This is a genomic window from Photobacterium proteolyticum (assembly GCF_001939735.1).
Lineage (GTDB): Bacteria > Pseudomonadota > Gammaproteobacteria > Enterobacterales > Vibrionaceae > Photobacterium > Photobacterium proteolyticum.
This window is the reverse complement of the sequence record NZ_MJIL01000041.1, coordinates 1-18,581: the sequence shown is the minus strand read 5'-3', so window position 1 is coordinate 18,581 and position 18,581 is coordinate 1. Positions and strand designations below refer to the sequence as shown.

The 18,581-nt window shown below is 45.4% G+C and carries 19 protein-coding genes; 8 read left to right on the top strand and 11 right to left on the bottom strand.

Annotation, left to right across the window (positions count from 1 at the left end; genetic code table 11):
• The first annotated feature begins 583 nt into the window (after nucleotides 1-583).
• The 4 genes from BIT28_RS01505 to BIT28_RS01495 all read left to right on the top strand — a co-directional run bounded on the left by BIT28_RS01505 (nucleotide 584) and on the right by BIT28_RS01495 (nucleotide 4,774).
• Nucleotides 584-2,116, top strand: a complete 1,533-nt coding sequence (locus BIT28_RS01505; protein WP_075761873.1) for a BcsE family c-di-GMP-binding protein — start codon at nucleotides 584-586, stop codon at nucleotides 2,114-2,116.
• Entirely contained in the window at nucleotides 2,113-2,274 is a 162-nt protein-coding gene (locus tag BIT28_RS29465) for a hypothetical protein (protein ID WP_175577479.1), read from the top strand. The genes BIT28_RS01505 and BIT28_RS29465 overlap by 4 nt, the downstream gene beginning before the upstream one ends.
• Before the next feature lie 23 nt (nucleotides 2,275-2,297).
• Nucleotides 2,298-3,974 (top strand): cellulose biosynthesis protein BcsG, encoded by a 1,677-nt coding sequence (gene bcsG / locus BIT28_RS01500; protein ID WP_075761872.1) that lies wholly within the window; start codon nucleotides 2,298-2,300, stop codon nucleotides 3,972-3,974.
• Between the two features lie 128 nt (nucleotides 3,975-4,102).
• The gene (locus tag BIT28_RS01495) at nucleotides 4,103-4,774 is read left to right on the top strand and encodes a cytochrome b/b6 domain-containing protein (RefSeq protein WP_075761871.1); all 672 of its coding nucleotides are present in this window, start codon (nucleotides 4,103-4,105) and stop codon (nucleotides 4,772-4,774) included.
• 64 nt (nucleotides 4,775-4,838) lie between these two features.
• Here BIT28_RS01495 and BIT28_RS01490 read toward each other — a convergent pair whose 3' ends face one another.
• Entirely contained in the window at nucleotides 4,839-5,288 is a 450-nt protein-coding gene (locus BIT28_RS01490) for a c-type cytochrome (RefSeq protein ID WP_083651692.1), read from the bottom strand.
• A gap of 261 nt (nucleotides 5,289-5,549) precedes the next feature.
• Between BIT28_RS01490 and BIT28_RS01485 the strand changes: the two genes are divergently transcribed.
• Nucleotides 5,550-6,377 (top strand): DUF2797 domain-containing protein, encoded by an 828-nt coding sequence (locus BIT28_RS01485; RefSeq protein ID WP_217696609.1) that lies wholly within the window; start codon nucleotides 5,550-5,552, stop codon nucleotides 6,375-6,377.
• Nucleotides 6,378-6,438: 61 nt separating this feature from the next.
• On the opposite strand, the gene BIT28_RS01480 is transcribed toward BIT28_RS01485, so the two are convergent.
• The 4 genes from BIT28_RS01480 to BIT28_RS01465 all read right to left on the bottom strand — a co-directional run bounded on the left by BIT28_RS01480 (nucleotide 6,439) and on the right by BIT28_RS01465 (nucleotide 9,156).
• Nucleotides 6,439-7,065 carry a putative ATP-dependent zinc protease gene (locus BIT28_RS01480; RefSeq protein ID WP_075761870.1) on the bottom strand — a complete coding sequence of 209 codons (627 nt, stop codon included), beginning with the start codon at nucleotides 7,063-7,065 and terminating at the stop codon, nucleotides 6,439-6,441.
• 64 nt (nucleotides 7,066-7,129) lie between these two features.
• Entirely contained in the window at nucleotides 7,130-8,023 is an 894-nt protein-coding gene (locus BIT28_RS01475; protein ID WP_075761869.1) for a phosphotransferase, read from the bottom strand.
• A 463-nt stretch (nucleotides 8,024-8,486) separates the two neighbouring features.
• On the bottom strand, nucleotides 8,487-8,717 hold the full coding sequence (locus BIT28_RS01470; protein ID WP_075761868.1) for a DUF3389 domain-containing protein: 231 nt from the start codon (nucleotides 8,715-8,717) through the stop codon (nucleotides 8,487-8,489).
• Between the two features lie 4 nt (nucleotides 8,718-8,721).
• Complete coding sequence (locus BIT28_RS01465) at nucleotides 8,722-9,156, bottom strand: hotdog fold thioesterase (protein ID WP_075761867.1); 435 nt, start codon at nucleotides 9,154-9,156, stop codon at nucleotides 8,722-8,724.
• Nucleotides 9,157-9,285: 129 nt separating this feature from the next.
• Here BIT28_RS01465 and BIT28_RS01460 point away from each other — a divergent pair, with 129 nt between their 5' ends.
• The gene (locus BIT28_RS01460; RefSeq protein WP_075761866.1) at nucleotides 9,286-10,077 is read left to right on the top strand and encodes a M48 family metallopeptidase; all 792 of its coding nucleotides are present in this window, start codon (nucleotides 9,286-9,288) and stop codon (nucleotides 10,075-10,077) included.
• Nucleotides 10,078-10,169: 92 nt separating this feature from the next.
• On the opposite strand, the gene BIT28_RS01455 is transcribed toward BIT28_RS01460, so the two are convergent.
• From BIT28_RS01455 to BIT28_RS01445, 3 genes are all read right to left on the bottom strand, one after another.
• Complete coding sequence (locus BIT28_RS01455; protein ID WP_075761865.1) at nucleotides 10,170-11,162, bottom strand: OmpA family protein; 993 nt, start codon at nucleotides 11,160-11,162, stop codon at nucleotides 10,170-10,172.
• Nucleotides 11,163-11,416: 254 nt separating this feature from the next.
• On the bottom strand, nucleotides 11,417-11,863 hold the full coding sequence (locus BIT28_RS01450; protein WP_075761864.1) for a PAS domain-containing protein: 447 nt from the start codon (nucleotides 11,861-11,863) through the stop codon (nucleotides 11,417-11,419).
• A gap of 3 nt (nucleotides 11,864-11,866) precedes the next feature.
• Nucleotides 11,867-12,871, bottom strand: coding sequence for a response regulator (locus tag BIT28_RS01445; protein ID WP_075761863.1), 1,005 nt, complete (start codon nucleotides 12,869-12,871; stop codon nucleotides 11,867-11,869).
• Nucleotides 12,872-13,282: 411 nt separating this feature from the next.
• Between BIT28_RS01445 and BIT28_RS01440 the strand changes: the two genes are divergently transcribed.
• Nucleotides 13,283-14,779, top strand: a complete 1,497-nt coding sequence (locus BIT28_RS01440) for an NAD(P)-binding protein (protein WP_075761862.1) — start codon at nucleotides 13,283-13,285, stop codon at nucleotides 14,777-14,779.
• Between the two features lie 82 nt (nucleotides 14,780-14,861).
• On the opposite strand, the gene BIT28_RS01435 is transcribed toward BIT28_RS01440, so the two are convergent.
• The 3 genes from BIT28_RS01435 to BIT28_RS01425 form a co-directional block, all read right to left on the bottom strand.
• Nucleotides 14,862-15,176, bottom strand: a complete 315-nt coding sequence (locus BIT28_RS01435; RefSeq protein ID WP_075761861.1) for a cupin domain-containing protein — start codon at nucleotides 15,174-15,176, stop codon at nucleotides 14,862-14,864.
• A gap of 71 nt (nucleotides 15,177-15,247) precedes the next feature.
• Nucleotides 15,248-15,910 (bottom strand): chromosome segregation ATPase, encoded by a 663-nt coding sequence (locus BIT28_RS01430; RefSeq protein ID WP_075761860.1) that lies wholly within the window; start codon nucleotides 15,908-15,910, stop codon nucleotides 15,248-15,250.
• A gap of 235 nt (nucleotides 15,911-16,145) precedes the next feature.
• On the bottom strand, nucleotides 16,146-17,198 hold the full coding sequence (locus BIT28_RS01425) for a PTS sugar transporter subunit IIC (RefSeq protein ID WP_075761859.1): 1,053 nt from the start codon (nucleotides 17,196-17,198) through the stop codon (nucleotides 16,146-16,148).
• Nucleotides 17,199-17,518: 320 nt separating this feature from the next.
• Here BIT28_RS01425 and BIT28_RS01420 point away from each other — a divergent pair, with 320 nt between their 5' ends.
• Nucleotides 17,519-18,424 (top strand): DNA ligase, encoded by a 906-nt coding sequence (locus BIT28_RS01420; protein WP_075761858.1) that lies wholly within the window; start codon nucleotides 17,519-17,521, stop codon nucleotides 18,422-18,424.
• Nucleotides 18,425-18,581: the final 157 nt, after the last annotated feature.

Genomic DNA, 18,581 nt, shown 5'->3' with positions numbered 1-18,581 from the left:
TCATCCAAATGGTACGAAGATGCTATGTAAGAAAGATCTGATTCTATATCCATATCACTATAAGGTTATATTAAGGAACACAAATTGTATTGATGACAGACATCAGCAGTAATTCCTTAAAATTAATCACTGATTTTAACTCTCAGTTCAACAATACGCTCATTATTTCGCTTATCTACTTATAATCATAATTATCAACATAATAAGAATAGCAGAAGTTAATAAAACAGCCACAATCTGACTTTTTTTATTGCATTTTTTTACTTCTCGTTGATAGCTGGTTGTAAAAGCAAACATCAACCCATCTTTGACTTTACGACCAAGTAGCAACGCTCTTCGACTCAGTTTCAGACACGTCTGAGTCTAGCAGGTTGCGGGTAGATACTATCACAATGAGTTTATCCTGCTGAAAATTGACCAAATTGCGATTTTGGTACTAGGCTTAGTATCGATTGGTGAGAGTCAAAACTGAGAGAATTTGATTGTACTTCATCCGTATCTTCTCTACTTGGAATACCAATCAACTCTAACTAGCCTTAAATGTAAATTTAGTGACTGTAAGAGAGTATGAGCAATATAGATTATGACTAATTTTATTCTTTCAGAAGATGATAATGTGATAAGTTTGCTTGAGACTGATCCTTGCTCCGTACGAGGACCACATGTAGTAGATTCAAATTATCACGTCTTACTGTTTAATACGTCTTATGATTGCTACAAGAAACTTTCAATTAAAAATAAAGAAAAACTCTTAGCACTTTATAATGAGGTATTCTTTTTAAAAAGCACTAACAGTCTGAAAAATATCGTTCAGCTAATTGATGACATAGAAAAAATACCCGTTGCATCAGGTACTACATTATTTGTACTGTCAAATAGCAGCTTATTATCGACTGATAACAACAAACAGCTTAGCACTGCGTTATCACGCTTGAAGATCTGGCAACTTAAGTCAAGTATCACTGTGTATTTTTGCATTTATGGCGTTCACCAAAATAAGTCGCTCGTTTCAACGTTATCGTCTCATTGCAACCAGATTGACAGTGTCTCTCTCGTGAGCGCTTCGGATGAAACTAACTACCAATATACGCTTCTATTTGCCCACACCAAACAAGGCATTCTAACTAATGCCGACTATTACTTTGATGCGAACCAGAAAACGTATACCCCAGTAGATGAAAAAGCGTATTTTAGCAATTTATCTATCACTGACACTATCAACGACAAGCGAGATATCCTATCACAGCCTTCTTTGCTAAGAGATAATGAAATCCCCCCTGCACAATTTCGCTTCTTTGATTCACCTGAAGAGATTCTTGAGGCCGCTTTAACCAACAGGAAAGCTACCATCATTTTTCCTTGTATTGCCTACGAAGAAATTGAGAGGATATCACGCCACGCCTACCAACTAAGGGCATCTTGCGGTCTTGAGCTGAAGATTATTGTCAGGGAACTCATCCAATGTATCAGCTATTTTGATGAACGCCTGTTATTAGACTCAGGCGTCAATCTTATCGTTCACGCCGAGCTTTCATTCTCTCACTTCATCAGCCAGACGATCGCAATACAGAACCAAGTGTATGTTGGTCAGCTCCCGAAGAAATATGAAGACCTTCTCAACTTGCGGCCACGTTACAATTTTTCGGGTCAAAGCGATATAACGTTGTTCACTCAGCACGTTAAGTCACTTATTTCACAGCTAATGAGCTTAAGAATAGACTTTGCCCTGATAAGACTCGACATGCTCCCGAGTCAAGACATAACAGAGTGTGCCTCATTATGTAAGTTGCGACGTGATGGCGATCTACTTACGACCGGAGGTGGTGTTATCTATGTTTTTTTAAGTGCTATCAGAGCCAATGATGTAGACAACGTTCTAAACGGCATCTTTCATCTCAAGGTCAATGAGCTATTTTCTAGTTATTGCGTTTTTATCAACCCCGTTGACATTATTGAAGAACTTACCAACGCAACAGCTACACACTTAAACAAAAACGTCAAAACCAAACCAACACGCTGGCACACAAGCAAACCGTTACCTAGCCACAAGACTACGACTCGCGTCTACGCCAAGCGTGTTCCTCTAGAACGGAAATCTCAGAGGGTACTTCCATGAATCTGACTGACTTTTTCCTGACAATCTCGATTGCGACTGCTGTCGGCTTTGTGCTTGGTTTTTTCACCAATTCAATGGTATCCCAAGTGCGTCGACACTGGCTAAACAGGCATCTTAGTTATTTCAAGAAATACAACAACAAAGATGATGTATTGTAATTCAAGCAGGGACATGGCTTATCATGACAACGAAACAACTCAGTGAAAAAGTAACTTGGTCTCTGGGCTGGTGGAATATCTATTTTTTGCTCAAGATAGCCCTAAAGATTAAGGGGGTGATTGGATTTTCAGCCCTCTACAATTTTGCCTTTTTCTTTTTCCTGCTGATCCCTGTGGCTAACAAGGGGCTAAGGGCAGCCAAAAATATCATTGCCGTGGTTATCGGACTATGGCTGTTTCACTATGATTCGTTCTTACCGCCGCTTAACCGATTAACCGCCCAACTCTCTCAACTGCTACAATTCGATACACTCTATCTGCTTGAACTGCTTACCCGGTTTATCTCTCTTGATATCATCCTTTTATTTAGCATTATCCTCATCGCTTACTACTTTGCTCATCAAGTCTTTCGGGTAACGAGCCTTGTGATGATCACCATGATTTTTTTTAGCTTAAGCCATAGTGAAAAACCGCTCTATGTACAGGCCAAAGTACCTACTGCCCAAGTTTCGCTAAATGATAGACATCAAGATCCTATCGTTCCAACCCAAACAACAACAGCCTTATACGTAGAGCAGCCTGCCGCTACATTAAAGCTTCCTGATATCATTGACGATATCAGCCTGAATCAATATCGGAAGGCTTTTTTCGATAATGAAGCGAAAAAAAGTTCCAGCTTACAAAACGAGCTCAGCCTTAATCATAACTTTGATATCCTCCTGTTGAACATCTGTTCGATATCCTGGGACGATCTCGACCTGACAGGCCAAACTACCCATCCATTATTCGCAGAGTTTGATATCTTGTTTGAAAATTTCAACTCTGCAACAGCCTATAGTGGCCCAGCAGTTATTCGCCTTCTGCGGGCCAGTTGTGGTCAACAAGAACACACCAGCCTCTTTGAAACTGTAAGCAACAAACAATGTCTGCTATTTGAAAACCTGGCGCAACTTGGTTTCAATAATGAATTGCTTTTGAACCACAACGGTGAGTTTGGGAATTTCATGACCCACATAAGCAACAACATCGGTGCTCTCTCTCCCGCCATCGAACTTGCGAAGTTGTCGCCATACCAGAAAAGCTTTGATGGCTCGAGTATTTATCGAGATGCCACTGTATTAAATCAGTGGCTTGCCCAAACCAACCAAACTCGCAATACCCCTACAGTCACCCTGTACAATTCTATTTCTGCCCATGATGGAAACCGGATCATTCGAGGCAACTCAGGCAGTAGCCTAATCAGCTACAAGCAACAGCAAAAAAATGTTCTCGATGATCTCTACGCATTTGTAAACCAGCTTAATAAGTCAAATCGTAATCTGGTTGTGATATTTGTCCCCGAGCACGGCGCTGCAATGCGAGGCGACAAAATGCAAATCCAGGGTATGCGAGAAGTCCCGACCAAGGCCATAACACATGTTCCTGTCGGCATTAAGTTTTTTGGCCCCAACCTCAATATTCAAGGCGATAAAATACAGCTTAGCCAACCCAATAGTTACCTTGCGATTTCCGATTTATTAGGAAACATTATCGCCACCGATGTCTTTTCCGGTAAACCCTTTCAGTTGAGTGATCTTGTTCAGAACCTTGATGAAGTCGGGATTGCCTCTCAAAACCAAGGAACAACCCTTCTGGAAATCAGAAAATCCTCTTTCTTAACACTGGATGATGAAAGCTGGCTCCAATATGGAGCCAACTAAAGATAGACTGTCACCTCTCGCACCGTTTAAATTGTAAAGGTTTGAAAAGATGGCATAAACGACATGGTATGACACTGTTAATTCTGTAAAAATAATCACACTTGATTAACAATCACAGGATATAAGCAATGAATGTATCGACGCGAACCTGGGATGGCTTCGTAAGAGGTTATCACTGGTTGCAAGCCTGTTCCGTTGCCGGTCTATGGTACACCGGTACGGAAGGTCTCATGGACTGGCACTTCGCACTTGCCTATTTCTTATTTGCTCTTCTGCTCACCCGCCTGGTGTGGGGTCTGGTTGGTAGTGAAACAGCCCAGTTTCGTCATTTTGTCCGCTCTCCAAAGGCTGTCATCCATTATTTGACGTCATTACATAATAAGCACAGTCAACCAGCACAGCATCCCGGACACAATCCGGCAGGTGGCTATATGGTGCTTTGCTTCTTTGCTTTGCTGAGCATCCAGCTTATATCTGGATTATTCGCCAACGATGACATTATTTCAGAAGGCCCATTCGCCATGTATGTAAGCGGTGAAACCAGCAGCTTACTCACGGAAATTCATGCGATTAACTTCAATCTAATTTTGGCTGCAATAGGTCTTCACCTGTTCGCTATCATCGTCTATTTGCTAGGTAAGGAAAACCTTATCAAGCCTATGATCAGCGGTAACAAATCCCTTCCAGCAAGCATTGCGCCAAGAATAACTAACGGACTGATTGGGTGGCTGATTTTTGCCATGATTGGCGGGATGATCTACATCTACTTCGCACAAGAGATTGTGAGTTATCTTTTCTGAGATATGCACGCATCGGGGATAAAGTGTCTTCACTTTACCCCCGATTGTTATTCTGCAATGGGCGCTAGTGGAATTTATAATCGCTATGGCAGGATTTACAGTTTTTCGCTGCTACGCCAAACGCACGTTTCGTTGCACGCTCGTCACCTTCAAGAGACACCGTTGCCAACTGGGCCAGATCGGTCTGAAACTTATTGAGCTTCACGGCGAAGCCATCCCAGTCAGACCAGATTTCAGGTTTTGCTTTCGTATCACCAGACTCCGTACCAGGTTCCTTAAATGCTTCCTCCGGCATTAACGATAGCTGAGAGATAAATTGTGCGCGTTGGCTAAATTGCTTCTGATCCCAGTCCTTACGGCCTTTAACCATTTCAGCCATATCACCAAAGTTTGTCGCAATCATGGAAAATGCAGACTGACGGTAATGGATAGCATCTTCAGGCTTCTCAAAAGGTGATGCCGAGACTCCGGTTGCAACCAACAGTACGCTGCCTAGTATTACTTTCTTCATCATTGTAGTTCCATCTAGTTGTTGTTATTAAACAAAATGATACCAATACAATACAGACAGTAAACACATACAACCCGCAACTTACAAATATTTACAATGCCGTAACCAGCAACAAACCTTTGCTACGTTTCTCAGAACTCATTTAGCCGACTAAACTTCATTCTTCATGCATTGTCTGAAAAATTTTTAGTCTCTACAGGCGTAGTGATGAAAGGTAAGCAGGCCCTAATAATGATAAAATCATCTCTACTATATAAATACAAGATGAGCAAAGTCATGCTAGGCACATTAAAAAAAATGAAATCATCACTAGGGAGTGAAGTTGAGTATCAACTGCCTGTCGGCGATGATTATCTGTCCCTAAATCCCCTGATTGGCAAAACGCTAAAACTGACCTATACCGGTAATATCTTTTGCGATGCCTGTGGCAAGAAAACAAAGAAAAGCTACTCACAGGGGCATTGCTTTCCCTGTATGAAAAAGCTGGCTCGCTGTGACATGTGTATCATGAAGCCAGAAACTTGCCATTATGCCAAGGGAACCTGCAGGGAGCCTGAGTGGGGAGATACCCACTGTATGGTACCTCACTACGTCTATCTTTCGAATACGTCAGGCCTGAAGGTCGGCATTACACGCCATACCCAGTTACCGACTCGTTGGATAGATCAAGGGGCGACACAGGCTCTACCTATTTTGAGGGTAAAGACCCGTCAGATCTCTGGCCTTGTTGAAATCGCCCTTGCCGAAATGGTGGCTGACAAAACGAACTGGCGGGCAATGCTCAAAGGGGACAACGAGAACATTGACCTGAAAGCGGAAGCTAAGAGATTACTCCCTACCATCGAATCTCGACTCAATGAGCTTCTGGCACTGTATGGTGAAAATGCTGTCGAACAGCTCAATGAAGAATTGGTCAGTATTCAGTATCCGGTAACGCAATACCCAACTAAAATTACCTCCCACAATTTCGACAAGACCCCTACCGTAGAGGGAACGTTAGTCGGTATAAAGGGGCAATATCTGATCTTCGATACCGGCGTGATCAATATCCGTAAGTTTACCAGTTACGAAGTGACGGTTGAGACACCGTAAGAGATGACGGTACAGAACAAAAAGGCGGTATCACCGCCTTTTTCTTTGCAAGTAAAATTTACTATTTCTTCGCCTTTGGCTGTACGTATTTTCGCGTCCCGTCGACAATAGCAACGTCCCGGATAAAGTTAATTCCGAGCACAATCCCCTTGCCTGCCGTCAGCGCAAACTCCGTCAACTCGTTCAGTTCGCCCAGCTTAGCCCTTAGCTTCACAACGGCCTGACGCTCTTTGCTTCCATTTTTACCTTTCAGCCAACGTTCAACAGGTAGTTCGACTGAGTGGCCACTGGTTTTGAATTTAATCCAGTCATTACCATCTCGCTCAAACTCCTGAACATCCGTCACGCCAATCGTAGAAAGCTTCACATCGGTGTCAACCTTCACTCTTACATGCTGCTTAGCTGAATCTAACCAAACCCACTCTTCTGCACCGAGAATTAACTTTCCGTCCTGGGTCTTTGTCACAACCGGTGCAGGCTTAGGTTTAGGCTCTGGTTTGAGTTCAGGTTTTACTACAGGCTCTGGCTGTGAAACCGGGGCAATCACAGGCTCACTAACAATGGGCTCAACAGGTTTCACCTCTCCCCCAACCTCTGGTTGAGGTTTAGGTTCCGGCCCACGGGTAACTTGTTGCTGTGCACATCCAGCGAGTATGACTGCCGCAACACAGGCTGCAATTATTCTCATTCTGTTAACCTTAAATCATTCCTATAACACAATAATATGCTGATAAATCATCCGCTAGCAAGTTCTACCTATGGGCATAGATCTCGTTAAATTGATTTACCTTGGACGTTAGCCATGCCTCATCATACCATCCCATGTTGCGGCTATGCTTAGCGTCATCCCACAAACTAAGGTACCAGCGTCTGAGCTCGAACCCTTCGGCTAAGGGCAGCTTTTCCTGATAACGCTCAACTAACTTCAAATCAGGACGCACATCGTAAAGGTGAAATAGGTCGAATTCGCGGTGCTTATAACCCGCATCACAAGGGTCTAGAATTGCTGCTACTTTATATGTCCGAGGATCAAATAGCACGTTACCGACGTGGCAGTCATCATGAACTAATGATGAGTTATCATTGATAGGTGAGAGAATTTCCTCCTTCCTCTCCCACATTGAGCCGTAGGCTTCTTGAAGTTTGGGCGAGAATGGCGAACATCCACTTTGAACATAACGCAGCACTGGTGCCATCCAGCTATCAAATGCCTTGATCAGGCAAGGTTCATATTGATTTTCTGCCAGCTCAAACCCTTGTTGCGCCTGGTTATCATGAAGAGTAAGCAATAAATCTGTATAACTTTCACGAAAACTCTCAAGTGCGACGGGATCATTGGGCAAATCATGAGCCGACATCCCGTCTAGCCATTCCATCATTATGTAGTCATAGCCTTCTTCCCGGCCGAAAAACAATATTTCTGGAACTGAGCAATCAAGACAATCAGATAAGCGTTTTAAACCGGTAATTTCTTTCGCCAACCGCCCTATCTCTCTCGAGAACTTTACGACAGCTTTTCCTCTTGGCGATGCAACAAATACAACCCAACCATAAAAAGTTTCTTGGATGTTGCACAGTTCAGGTCGCTGACTATACATAGTCAAATAGGCTGTTTCAGCAATTTTCTTAAGCTGAGGTTGAATCATTAACACCCCCCTTTATCTTGAGAAACTGAAATCATTCAGTTACTTATTCCCTACACAAATACGCAGTCAATAATTCATTATTTTAGTATTATCACTCACAACCAGAGTGCAATAAATGACACTTCGTCGCTAGAGTTTTGGGTCAAAATAGTAATTAATGAGCACGTGCTCTCATAAAATTGTATCCAGGGAGCCATTTCGGATGTAAAAATTCGCAGATTGAAGTGTTATGGGAAAGGATCTCAACTCACTCTAAAAAAACAAAGAGTTGCTAATTGTTTTCAATCACTTACCATGAAGACATTGAATATACGTGATACCTATATACCCAAACCACCTCAAGATGCAGGATTAAGAGTAAGACCATAGAGCTCCGTTCAAGGAAAATGACGGAAGGAATGGCTATTCCCTTTCAACGTTATTTGACACAGAAATGGGGGCGCTGGCTCACAGCAGCTACAACTTATTGGATCGCAATACCTATCGCTTCAGCAATCTGATTGAGCTGCTCTTCACTATCCAATCGTATCGACCAGTTAACACCACTTCCTGTCGCGGTAACTACGTTGGCACCGCCAATTAAGGTAATATCGTCAACTCTTGCCTGCAACGAGGCTCGAGAAACACCATTAATACGAACAACCAACTCGTGCTGATTGGCAATAATACGTCCTTCAGAAAAAGATAAATTCATAGAGTTACGCGTCTTTCTTCTTATGCTTCATTACAGCCATCGTCAAACGACTGGTACACACCAAACGTCCCCGCTCTTCCGTAATTTCAATCTGCCAAACCTGGGTTGTCATCCCGATATGAACTGGTGTTGCGGTTCCTTTAACAATTCCGCTGCGAACAGCACGTACATGGTTGGCATTAATATCCAACCCGACACAATACCTCGTCTCGTCGACACACATATTGGCAGCCAGTGAGCCAAGTGTTTCTGCCAACACGACTGACGCACCACCGTGAAGCATCCCAAGCGGCTGGTGAGTTCGTGCGTCAACCGGCATCACAGCACTCAGGCTATTGTCATCGAAGCTACTGTATTCAATACCGAGATGTTCAACCAGCGTATTGACCGAGCTCTGGTTTAAGCTATCTAAGGTGAAGTCTTTTTTCCAAATACTCATGAGGTTACCTATAGTTCATTATGTCGCTAGAATACCATTCTCCATGCTTACCGACTACTAACTCTGCGCCTGCCGTAGTATGATCGAAGCATTAGTTTTTCCTATAATTGAATGGAAGGAGTCATTCAGATGAATTACTTTCGACCTCTTATCAGTACGGCGCTTATCGCCTCGGCCCTTGCACTAACGGCCTGTTCCAGTTCGCCGACAGGTCGTCAGCAAGTACTGCTTTTCTCAAACCAGGACATGTCGCAGCTTGGCGCGCAGTCTTTTGAGCAACTGAAACAACAAGAAACAATCAACCGTGATCAAAAAACCAATCAGTATGTACAATGTGTCACCCGCGCATTAACAACCAGGCTGAGCCCGGGTAGCGGCTTCAGTCAATGGGAAGTGGTGGTATTTGACAGTGAACAAATCAATGCCTTTGCCCTCCCGGGCGGGAAAATCGGTGTTTATACCGGCTTACTGGGTGTAGCAAACAATCAGGATCAACTCGCCACCGTCATTGGCCATGAAATCGGCCACGTGTTGGCACAGCACAGCAACGAACGCCTTTCTCGTAACCAGTTAGCCAATGCCGGTCTACAGCTTTCCAGTATGGCTATCAGTGGCACGCAGTATCATGATGCCGCAATGGCCGGGTTAGGACTCGGCGTACAATACGGTGTACTCATGCCATATGGCCGTGCCCAAGAGTCAGAGTCCGATATCATTGGCTTGCGCCTGATGGCCGAGGCCGGTTTTAACCCGAATGAGAGCATCAGCTTGTGGCAGAACATGGCCAAAGCATCTGGAGGAAGCCAGCCACCGGAGCTGTTATCGACTCACCCGTCTCACTCGACACGAATTGATGATCTGAGAGCCGAAATTGGACGCTTGCCTAGCTACAATGCAGAGCGCCCTCAGTGCCAGCTATAATTGGACCTAGCCCTATTTAGGACGAACTATACCCTTAAGTAAAAAAGCGCCCGAAGGCGCTTTTTTACTCAATAACACCGTTTCCAAACGTGTTACTTCGTAATCTCAAAACCCGGCGTATACACTTCTACACGACGGTTTTTAGCGCGACCTTCTTCCGTATCATTTGATGCCAGCGGCTCCGACTCCCCTTTGCCCTGGGCAACAATACGGCTTTTATTAATGCCAAAGTGCGCACCAAGATAACCGGCGACTACAGCTGCACGCTCTTCAGACAATTTCTGGTTGTATTCTTCAGAGCCTCGACTATCGGTATGGCCTACGACATAGAGTTTTGTTTCCGGGTACTCCACCAGCCGTTGGGCAATAGGTTGGATCCGATCGATATCCGACTGCGATAAAGCATTACTATCAAAGGCAAACGGCAAATTCACACTTAGCGCTTTCACTTTCATCACTTCCGGCTGAACGGGAACTGGCGCTGGCTCGGGAACTGGTTCTGGCTCAATAATGGCGACTGGCTCTGGCGCTCCCCAGTAGTAGACCAGGCTAACACCGTAGAAATGGACGTCACTTTCGCCCGGACTGCTACCTCCGACCTGGTTGTAATATTGGTACTCCGCTCGAGCAGACAGATCGTCATTAAAGAAATACTCAGCACCGATCCCCGCAGTTGCAGATACGCCGTTATCATCCTGATTATTTACGCTGTTATCAACATCAAAAACGTAGCCACCTAACTTACCAAAGAGATCAAAGGACGGCGCGGCATGCCACGTGAACTTGCCCACCAGGTCCAAGCCATGCACTTCAAATCCACCGCCGCCAGTATTGGCGTCGGCCTGTCCTAGGTAGGTGTAACCACCTTCAACACCAAACCAAGAATTATAGGTATAACCTATAAAGGCACCACCGCCCCAGTCATCGCGTTCAAAACTGCTCTCGGCACCATCCAAAGCACCACCGAAGCTATCGAAGTTGGTGCCACCAATACGCGCACCGGCATACCACGGGTTATCTGTTGCAGCATGAACGACTCCCGAAATTAACAATGCCAATGGGAGGATTTTGTACATTTTTGTCATATCTAGATATCCCTATTATTGATTCTTTTTTGCCACTACCACTTTAGTGTTTAGAACCGAATTTGTTTTTTTACAAGGGAAATACAACAAATTGATGAGGAAAGTCGTACATATATCAACAATAGAGAAAAGGCTTTGTTCATATATACTTAGAGGAGCTGCTTAAGTAGGTAGACAATATTTTGACTTGTAAGATTAAGAGTCCATTGTTGGAATAATAAAAAAGCTCATCGAAATGAGCTTTTTTATAGTATTTATTTGTCTTCTAACCGCCCTTCAGCCAGCGCTTCGGCCGTGGCATCTTCCACTGCCATAAAAAGATAATCAACGTCACCTTTTGGCGATGTCATCGGGTTCAGCGTAACGTTTTGGTACATAAATGGGGCTTGCTGAGTGATTGGCCTGACATTACGGCACTTAAACAGGTAGGGGCGCTGACGCCAAATCAAGAAGCTCCGACACCCTAATTCAAATACAGGCTTGGATTTTGCGGTAAACCACTCAGACGGGATCTCGGGAAATACCTCAAATAAGCTCTTTCCGATCGCCTCATGCGCCTGTTTGCCGCTATGATGGATCATGAATCCGTTCCAGACATGGATGGTAAAATCTTTATCCAGTACGACAAGGCCAACATCAACGTGCTGCACCATATCTACCATCCAATGAAATTGTTCAAATTCAGCAGGTAAAGAAAACATGGCCTAGTCCTCGTCCATCAAGTAAGACAATTTGTTATCGAGTAAAGGAAGTGACTCATCAACAAACATCAGCAACAAATCACATTTAATTGATGTATTCTCAATACCGTAGCTGACTTCGAATGTCATCGTTCTACGCCAATTACCTTCGGTCTGTGCAATCATCCGCTCAATCGGCATGTGCTGTCCTAATAGCACCGGGTGGCTCTGAAAAAACTTCACCTCTGCCTGCTGGCCTAATCCCTTCAGGAACGAACCAACCAAGATATTACTAACATCCATCAGCAGTTCCAGCTCTGAGTCCCCATCAGCCTCTATCGGATACTGCATCATTGCCATAAGATCTTTTACGCTGGAGTCACTTAGCAAGACCAGCGCCTCACCGGCAATCCCCTCACCGCTAAATCCCTGGCAAATACCAGACATCGTACTATTACTGGCAAGGTGACGCATTGTCATATGAAGTTCACTCACTTCAAATACATTGACGTTTGGCAGAGGCAAATTAACGAACACGTCAAAGTGGCGTGCCAACGAATCAGCCGCACGGCCAATTGCCACATTAGCCACCTCGAGGTAAACATCACGGCGCCGGAGAGCGGGCGTGGACACTCTCTGAATAACCGCATCAAATGCGACAGGTTCAGAAGGTGCTAGCTCTTTGAGGAATGTTTTCAAAAAGGCTTTATCGACAGGCTTCTTAAGAAACTCAATCGCACCAAGCGCTTTTACCCTTGCCTGTGCTTGTGGCTGGATATCTCCCGACACCACAATCACTTTAATATCGATCCCTTGTTGCTTAATTGCCTCCAATGTCTGGTATCCATCCATTTCCGGCATGGTCAGATCCAGGAACATCAGGTCAAACTTTTCTTTCTTAAGGTGCTGCAAGGCTTCCAAACCGTTAACAGCAAAAGTAACTTCAGCATTCAGGGAGGCCGGTAAGGCCCTTGCCATCTGCTTTCGAGCTAATGCCGAATCATCACAAATCAAAATTGAAGTAGCCATGCGTGCTCCTCGCGCTTCTTATCTGTTGGAGCGCTGCTATATATTCTTTTTAATAAACTTTCCTCATGATGATAACAGTAGAAAGGCTATTGGTCTGCTGAAATATGCCGTCACCACCTATTTATAAACATCGTAATATCACCACTGATGTGACAACGTCACAGCTGAATTTTTTGAGCATGCATTCATTGCTCATGCAGCCCCACACAATGAGCCTAATATTTACATTGTAAATGTTGTTCTTAATGTATACCCAAGCTACCTCAAGATGCAGGATTCAGAGCATCTTGAGGTGACTTGGGTATAATGATTTACCTAATCCACACAGAGTAAGTGTTTTAAACATGATCAAGGCAACGTAGAATGGTAACCATTATCACGATATGACTTAAACGGCTAAATCAGCATATTATGAATGTTCATAGTTTCCACCGCACCGATAACCATCCCCCTGTCAAAGTTGGCGTGATCGGTGGCGGTATCGCTGGATCGACAATAGCCCTTCGTTTGGCTGAGCTTGGTATTCAAGTTGAATTATTCGAAGAAGGCAAGAGCCTGGTTAACGGCCCGCCAATTTGCCATTTGCATGCAGGCGGAAACCTTTACCGGGAAATTTCAGACCAGCAATGCCTAACCCTGCTCAAAGAGTCGATTGATACACTTCGGGTTTTTCCCCATACAGCCAATATCCGCCCAACAGTTATTGCCGTCCCCCAGCGTGACCAAGGCGATCCTGAGGCACTTATTCCACGATTAAAGCTGCTACAGGATACCTACCGTCAATTCGTTGAAGCAGATAGCCACAATCGAGTTCTCGGTGATCCTGGCCAATATTACAAACTCTATGACCGTAGCAAACTCGAACAGCTAGCACGTGCATCTATCCCCGCCAAACCGGGTTCGCCTGATGACTGGATGATCCCCGTAGCTAAGAATATCAACCTGGATAAATTCAAGTTTCCGCTGATCCTCGTACAAGAATATGGACTTAGCGTATTTCGGTTGGCAGCAACGGCCAATCTCGCCCTCGAACAACTAGCTTCGAGCAAAGTCAATACACGCTCTACGGTTATAGACATCCAACAAAGCCATGAGTCTGGCAGCTGGACAGTAACCCACCAGCAGTTTGATCCGACAATAGACGATCACATCACCCATTCCGTTAATGTCGATTACTTGATCAATGCCTGTGGCTACCGAACCGGTACGCTGGACAATTGGGCGAAGTTACCCCGACATCGTATGATTGAGTTCAAGGCGGCCTACGTGACCCATTGGGCAGAGTGTCAAGGCGTGTGGCCAGAAGTGATTTTCCATGGCGAGCGGGGAACACCGAATGGCATGGCGCAGCTAACACCCTACCCTGACGGTTTCTTCCAGCTTCACGGCATGACTGAAGACATAACGCTATTCCGTCAAGGATTGGCCAGGAGCACCGCGGACAATGCCCAGCCAACGTTGGGAAGATCTTTTATTAGAAAACTCAAGCATGGCTGGACTAACTCAGACATAGACACACGAACCGACAGGGCGATTTCACATATGGCGCAGTTTGTACCTGCCTACCAGACGGCGACTGTCGGTGGAAAACCCTTGTTTGGTGCTCAGCAGATCCCGGGGGATGATCCTTCTCTTAGAGCCGCGGATATCTCTTTTGCAGGTCGTCGTTATGCCAGGACAGAAATCGTCAAGGCCTCATCTGCTTTGTCGGCTGCTGAAGGCGTGATTCAACAGCTTTTTATTGAAGGCCTGGTGCCTGATATGAAAGACGATAGCTTCCCCTTAGAGCAGCAATTCCCGGTAACGTCAGGACTAAGCCAAGAGAAAATCGTTACCAAGGCCGAGGCATTAGCATCAGAGAGAGGTTATCCGCAGGCCTTGGCAGGCCTTGTTCGATTTGAAGTGTGATCATTTACAGCCCAGATCGGTTCAGCAAATCAAAGGCCGATAAACGCAGCTCAACATAGCAATCTCCTTGGCGAGCTGCTTGCTAGCGATAGAACACTGCTAACCATATAGTCTCTTGATCGGGTCTCGTCCACGACACCTGATGGCGTTGGTGGGCAAGAATATTCAGGTGGTCCCCTTCCTTCAGGTACACTTCCCGGCAGCCGTCTTCAAAAATTATTCGTGCTTCGCCTTTAAGCACGACAACCCATTCATGCTCATCTTGGTCGTACCACTCATTCGTTGGCGTCGTATGACCTTTGGAAATAATCCGTTCAATACGAACACTCGGTGTGTCGACAATATCCTCAAACACTTCCTCTGGCAATTCAGCCGGAATGTTGTCAAAAAGGTTCATCCTTACTCTCTCATAATGAAAAGGCGAGGTATCACCCCGCCTTGTAAAATACACTTACTGCTATTGCCCTACTATTTCTTAGGTAAGTTAACTTCAATCTTTTGGTTAAGAGCTTCCAGTTCAGTCTTCAGGGCAGTCAGTTGAGCTTCTTCATCAGCAACAGCCTTTATCTTGGCATCGTACTTGTCGCAATCTGCCTGCGAAACCCAGTTCCAGCTTGTGCCTGACTTAAACTCGTCACACGGCTTCTTAAAGTCTTCAGCTACACGTATGGCTTTCTTCACATCCGCTTCTGCCTTGGCTACCTGCTTTTGCAGCAGCAACTGTTGTTGATACAGCTCTTTCGAATGGCTCAGCACCACTTGCTGTTTTTCTGTCGCCGTCTCCAGTTCAACCACTTTGGTATCCAGCTTCTTCTTGGTCACGACCAACTTTTTCTGCTGCTGTTTCAGTTGAGCCAACTGTTCCTCATAGTCGGCCTTCTGTTGCTCAAGCTCGGCCTGCTTGCTGGTCAATTGCTCAAAGGCCTTCTCGAGTTCTAGCGCCTTTTGGGTTTCCAGTTCTTCAAAGCTTTCCTGAAGCACCTGTTGCTTTTCGGCCAATACGGCATTTTTCTGTAATAGCAGCTCATACTCTTCTTGGCTGGGGCCGGGATTGCGGTTCCATACAGCCGAAGCCAGAATACTTCCCAGTACAAACCCAACCACTAATGATACTTTCCAAGATGACATCATATCTTTTTAACCTGCTAAACAATTCGCCTTTGTCGCTCTGCACCCGTCATTGCCCGGTCAGGCATTAACCTCTTGCAAAGTTCAGAATACTCTTAATATATGAATAATATCAGCTAGATAATCTCTTTGTGTCATGTTTACATCAAAACAGGCATAAATGTGATAAAACCCAACAAGAAATCTGGTTACTTTACACGTACACATAAAAAAGGAGCAACTTCATGCTCCTTATTGATTATTTTGACGTCAGGTTGAGGGTCAAATCCCCCGGCTTTATCCACCCCGCCTTTCGCATCACTTCAGCAATCACCAGAGTAATAACCGCAGGAAGGAGCAAATGCATCATAAGGACGGCGGTATAAATTTCACCGCTGCTCCAACCGGCAGCATCTAGTGCGATAAATGACTGAATCTGGCCGACAAAGCCTGACGTCCCCATCCCTGCACCCAACGGCGTGTTTTCCATAGCAAAGACCAGAGTCGCGATTGGGCCAAGAATGGCAGAAGCCAGTATTGGCGGATACCAGACTTTATGATTCTTAACGATATTTGGCATTTGCAGCATTGATGTCCCCAAGCCCTGAGCCACGACGCCTGCCCAACGGTTTTCGCGAAAGCTCATTACGGCAAAGCCGACCATCTGTGCACAACAGCCTACGGTTGCCGCACCGGCGGCCAAACCATTCAAACTAAGCATGATAGCAATTGCCGCACTGCTGATAGGTAGCGTCAGCGCCATTCCCATTAATACAGCAACAATCATCCCCATTAGCAGCGGCTGTAATTGTGTTGCATACATAATGAGATCGCCCAGCGCTGTCATTAACGTACCGACCTGAGGACCAACTAACGTTCCGACGATAACACCAACCACTACAGTTACTGCCGGAGTAAGCAAGATATCTATTTTCGTTTCGTTCGCGACCAGCTTTCCGCACTCAGTAGCAGCAACAGATGCAATATAGGCCCCCACAGGCCCACCTAATGCCGCCCCGGCAGCACCTGCTGTTGTTGCCGAAAACAGTACTAGGGGTGGCGCTTTCAAGGCATAGGCAATGGCCACACCGATTGCCGGACCGGTCATCTGTTTAGCGATAGGCCATAACGTTTCAGAAAAAAGCGGGATCCCCAGCTTCATTCCAAGAGTATTCAGAATAGAGCCGATCAGCAGGGAAGAAAATAATCCTAATGCCATATAGCTCATGGCATGAACAAAATATGTCCGAGCAGAGAAGTCTATGTTTTTCCGTTGAAGGAAGTCACCAAATTTGTGTTGTGCTAGCTGCATGGTAATACGCCACTGTATATCGCGATGGATCGATGTGAGCAAAAATCTCAAAGTCGCTGATTTTACATGACTCCGTCCATACGAGCCATATTCAATCAAGTTATACCCGCACCACCAGCATCTTAGAGAACATATAGCCAGGATATTGATATTATTCCCAACGGACATAGCTCGCACTCGCAATGCCCTCTCTTTGCCATCTCTTCAATATATTCAAGCCCGCAACACATATTCGAGATTCCCCCGTACAGCAATATTTACTCGGTCTCATTCTGAACATACCGTTATACACCAACCTTACTCGCAATTTGGAGCGCACGATGACAACTTCTTCACCGGCACGGGTGCCATCAAGCTTCACACGGCTCGCTGCTGTCATTGCACTGGTTCTCAGCCCGTTTCATCTACATGCCAAAACAGCGCCGCAAATTATGACTGCACAACCATACAGCAAGCAGCTTCCACCTGATCTCTCATCGAACCAGGACACAATTTCTGCCTACTACGCTAGCGAAAAACTCGATGGTGTTCGCGCCTTCTGGAACGGTGAACAGTTGGTAACCCGTACTGGCAAACCGATAGCCGCACCTGAATGGTTTACTGAGTCGCTACCGTCCGACATACAGCTCGACGGAGAACTCTGGGCCGGGCGGGGTCTGTTCCAGCAAGTTGCCGCAACGGTATTGGACCATTCACCCAACGACAAGCAATGGCGGGCTATTCATTATATGGTTTTTGATATCCCTTCCAGCCCCTACCGATTTGAACGCCGCCTGAAGCAACTATCGGAAGTGATTGCAACCATCGACCGCCCTCACTTACAAGCCGTCCCGCAATACACCTATACAGACAGAAACACTCTCGACACCAAGCTTGACGAAGTCACTGCCGGCAACGGAGAGGGCTTAATGCTGCACCACAAAGACAACCTTTATTCTCACGGCCGATCTGACCGTTTACTTAAGATGAAGCGTTATCAGGATGCGGAAGCCGTCGTTATTGGTTATGAAGAGGGAAAAGGTAAGTTCAGCGGAAAAATGGGAGCACTTTGGGTCCTCACCGCTGACAATGTAAAATTCAAAATCGGTACCGGTTTTAAAGATGCTGTTCGCAAAAACCCACCGCTTATCGGATCCACCATCAACTACCGCTACAACGGCTATACCGACAGCGGCATACCCCGTTTCGCCCGATTCATCCGAGTAAGAGCTAACGCCGATATCTAGTTAAGCAAAACACTATCTGTAAATTAGGCAGGATCGGCATCAAAAAAGCCGCTTGAACAAGCGGCTTAAATTCTAATAATAATGTGCCGTCCTGAGATAAGTTGACACTTTGGAGACTTATCAATGAACTCTTCAAATAAAACAGTCGCAAAGCGCT

What these genes read in the sequence shown, in the direction of transcription:
- BIT28_RS01480 (WP_075761870.1), bottom strand. Translation starts at nt 7,065, where the DNA reads ATGAGAATAATTGCAGCCTGTGTTGCGGCAGTCATACTCGCTGGATGT.
- BIT28_RS01455 (WP_075761865.1), bottom strand. Translation starts at nt 11,162, where the DNA reads ATGACAAAAATGTACAAAATCCTCCCATTGGCATTGTTAATTTCGGGA.
- BIT28_RS01440 (WP_075761862.1), top strand. Translation starts at nt 13,283, where the DNA reads ATGAATGTTCATAGTTTCCACCGCACCGATAACCATCCCCCTGTCAAA.
- BIT28_RS01505 (WP_075761873.1), top strand. Translation starts at nt 584, where the DNA reads ATGACTAATTTTATTCTTTCAGAAGATGATAATGTGATAAGTTTGCTT.
- BIT28_RS01495 (WP_075761871.1), top strand. Translation starts at nt 4,103, where the DNA reads ATGAATGTATCGACGCGAACCTGGGATGGCTTCGTAAGAGGTTATCAC.
- BIT28_RS01485 (WP_217696609.1), top strand. Translation starts at nt 5,550, where the DNA reads ATGAGCAAAGTCATGCTAGGCACATTAAAAAAAATGAAATCATCACTA.
- BIT28_RS01460 (WP_075761866.1), top strand. Translation starts at nt 9,286, where the DNA reads ATGAATTACTTTCGACCTCTTATCAGTACGGCGCTTATCGCCTCGGCC.
- BIT28_RS01475 (WP_075761869.1), bottom strand. Translation starts at nt 8,023, where the DNA reads ATGATTCAACCTCAGCTTAAGAAAATTGCTGAAACAGCCTATTTGACT.
- BIT28_RS01435 (WP_075761861.1), bottom strand. Translation starts at nt 15,176, where the DNA reads ATGAACCTTTTTGACAACATTCCGGCTGAATTGCCAGAGGAAGTGTTT.
- BIT28_RS01445 (WP_075761863.1), bottom strand. Translation starts at nt 12,871, where the DNA reads ATGGCTACTTCAATTTTGATTTGTGATGATTCGGCATTAGCTCGAAAG.
- bcsG (WP_075761872.1), top strand. Translation starts at nt 2,298, where the DNA reads ATGACAACGAAACAACTCAGTGAAAAAGTAACTTGGTCTCTGGGCTGG.
- BIT28_RS01420 (WP_075761858.1), top strand. Translation starts at nt 17,519, where the DNA reads ATGACAACTTCTTCACCGGCACGGGTGCCATCAAGCTTCACACGGCTC.
- BIT28_RS01430 (WP_075761860.1), bottom strand. Translation starts at nt 15,910, where the DNA reads ATGATGTCATCTTGGAAAGTATCATTAGTGGTTGGGTTTGTACTGGGA.
- BIT28_RS01490 (WP_083651692.1), bottom strand. Translation starts at nt 5,288, where the DNA reads ATGATGAAGAAAGTAATACTAGGCAGCGTACTGTTGGTTGCAACCGGA.
- BIT28_RS01465 (WP_075761867.1), bottom strand. Translation starts at nt 9,156, where the DNA reads ATGAGTATTTGGAAAAAAGACTTCACCTTAGATAGCTTAAACCAGAGC.
- BIT28_RS01425 (WP_075761859.1), bottom strand. Translation starts at nt 17,198, where the DNA reads ATGCAGCTAGCACAACACAAATTTGGTGACTTCCTTCAACGGAAAAAC.
- BIT28_RS01470 (WP_075761868.1), bottom strand. Translation starts at nt 8,717, where the DNA reads ATGAATTTATCTTTTTCTGAAGGACGTATTATTGCCAATCAGCACGAG.
- BIT28_RS29465 (WP_175577479.1), top strand. Translation starts at nt 2,113, where the DNA reads ATGAATCTGACTGACTTTTTCCTGACAATCTCGATTGCGACTGCTGTC.
- BIT28_RS01450 (WP_075761864.1), bottom strand. Translation starts at nt 11,863, where the DNA reads ATGTTTTCTTTACCTGCTGAATTTGAACAATTTCATTGGATGGTAGAT.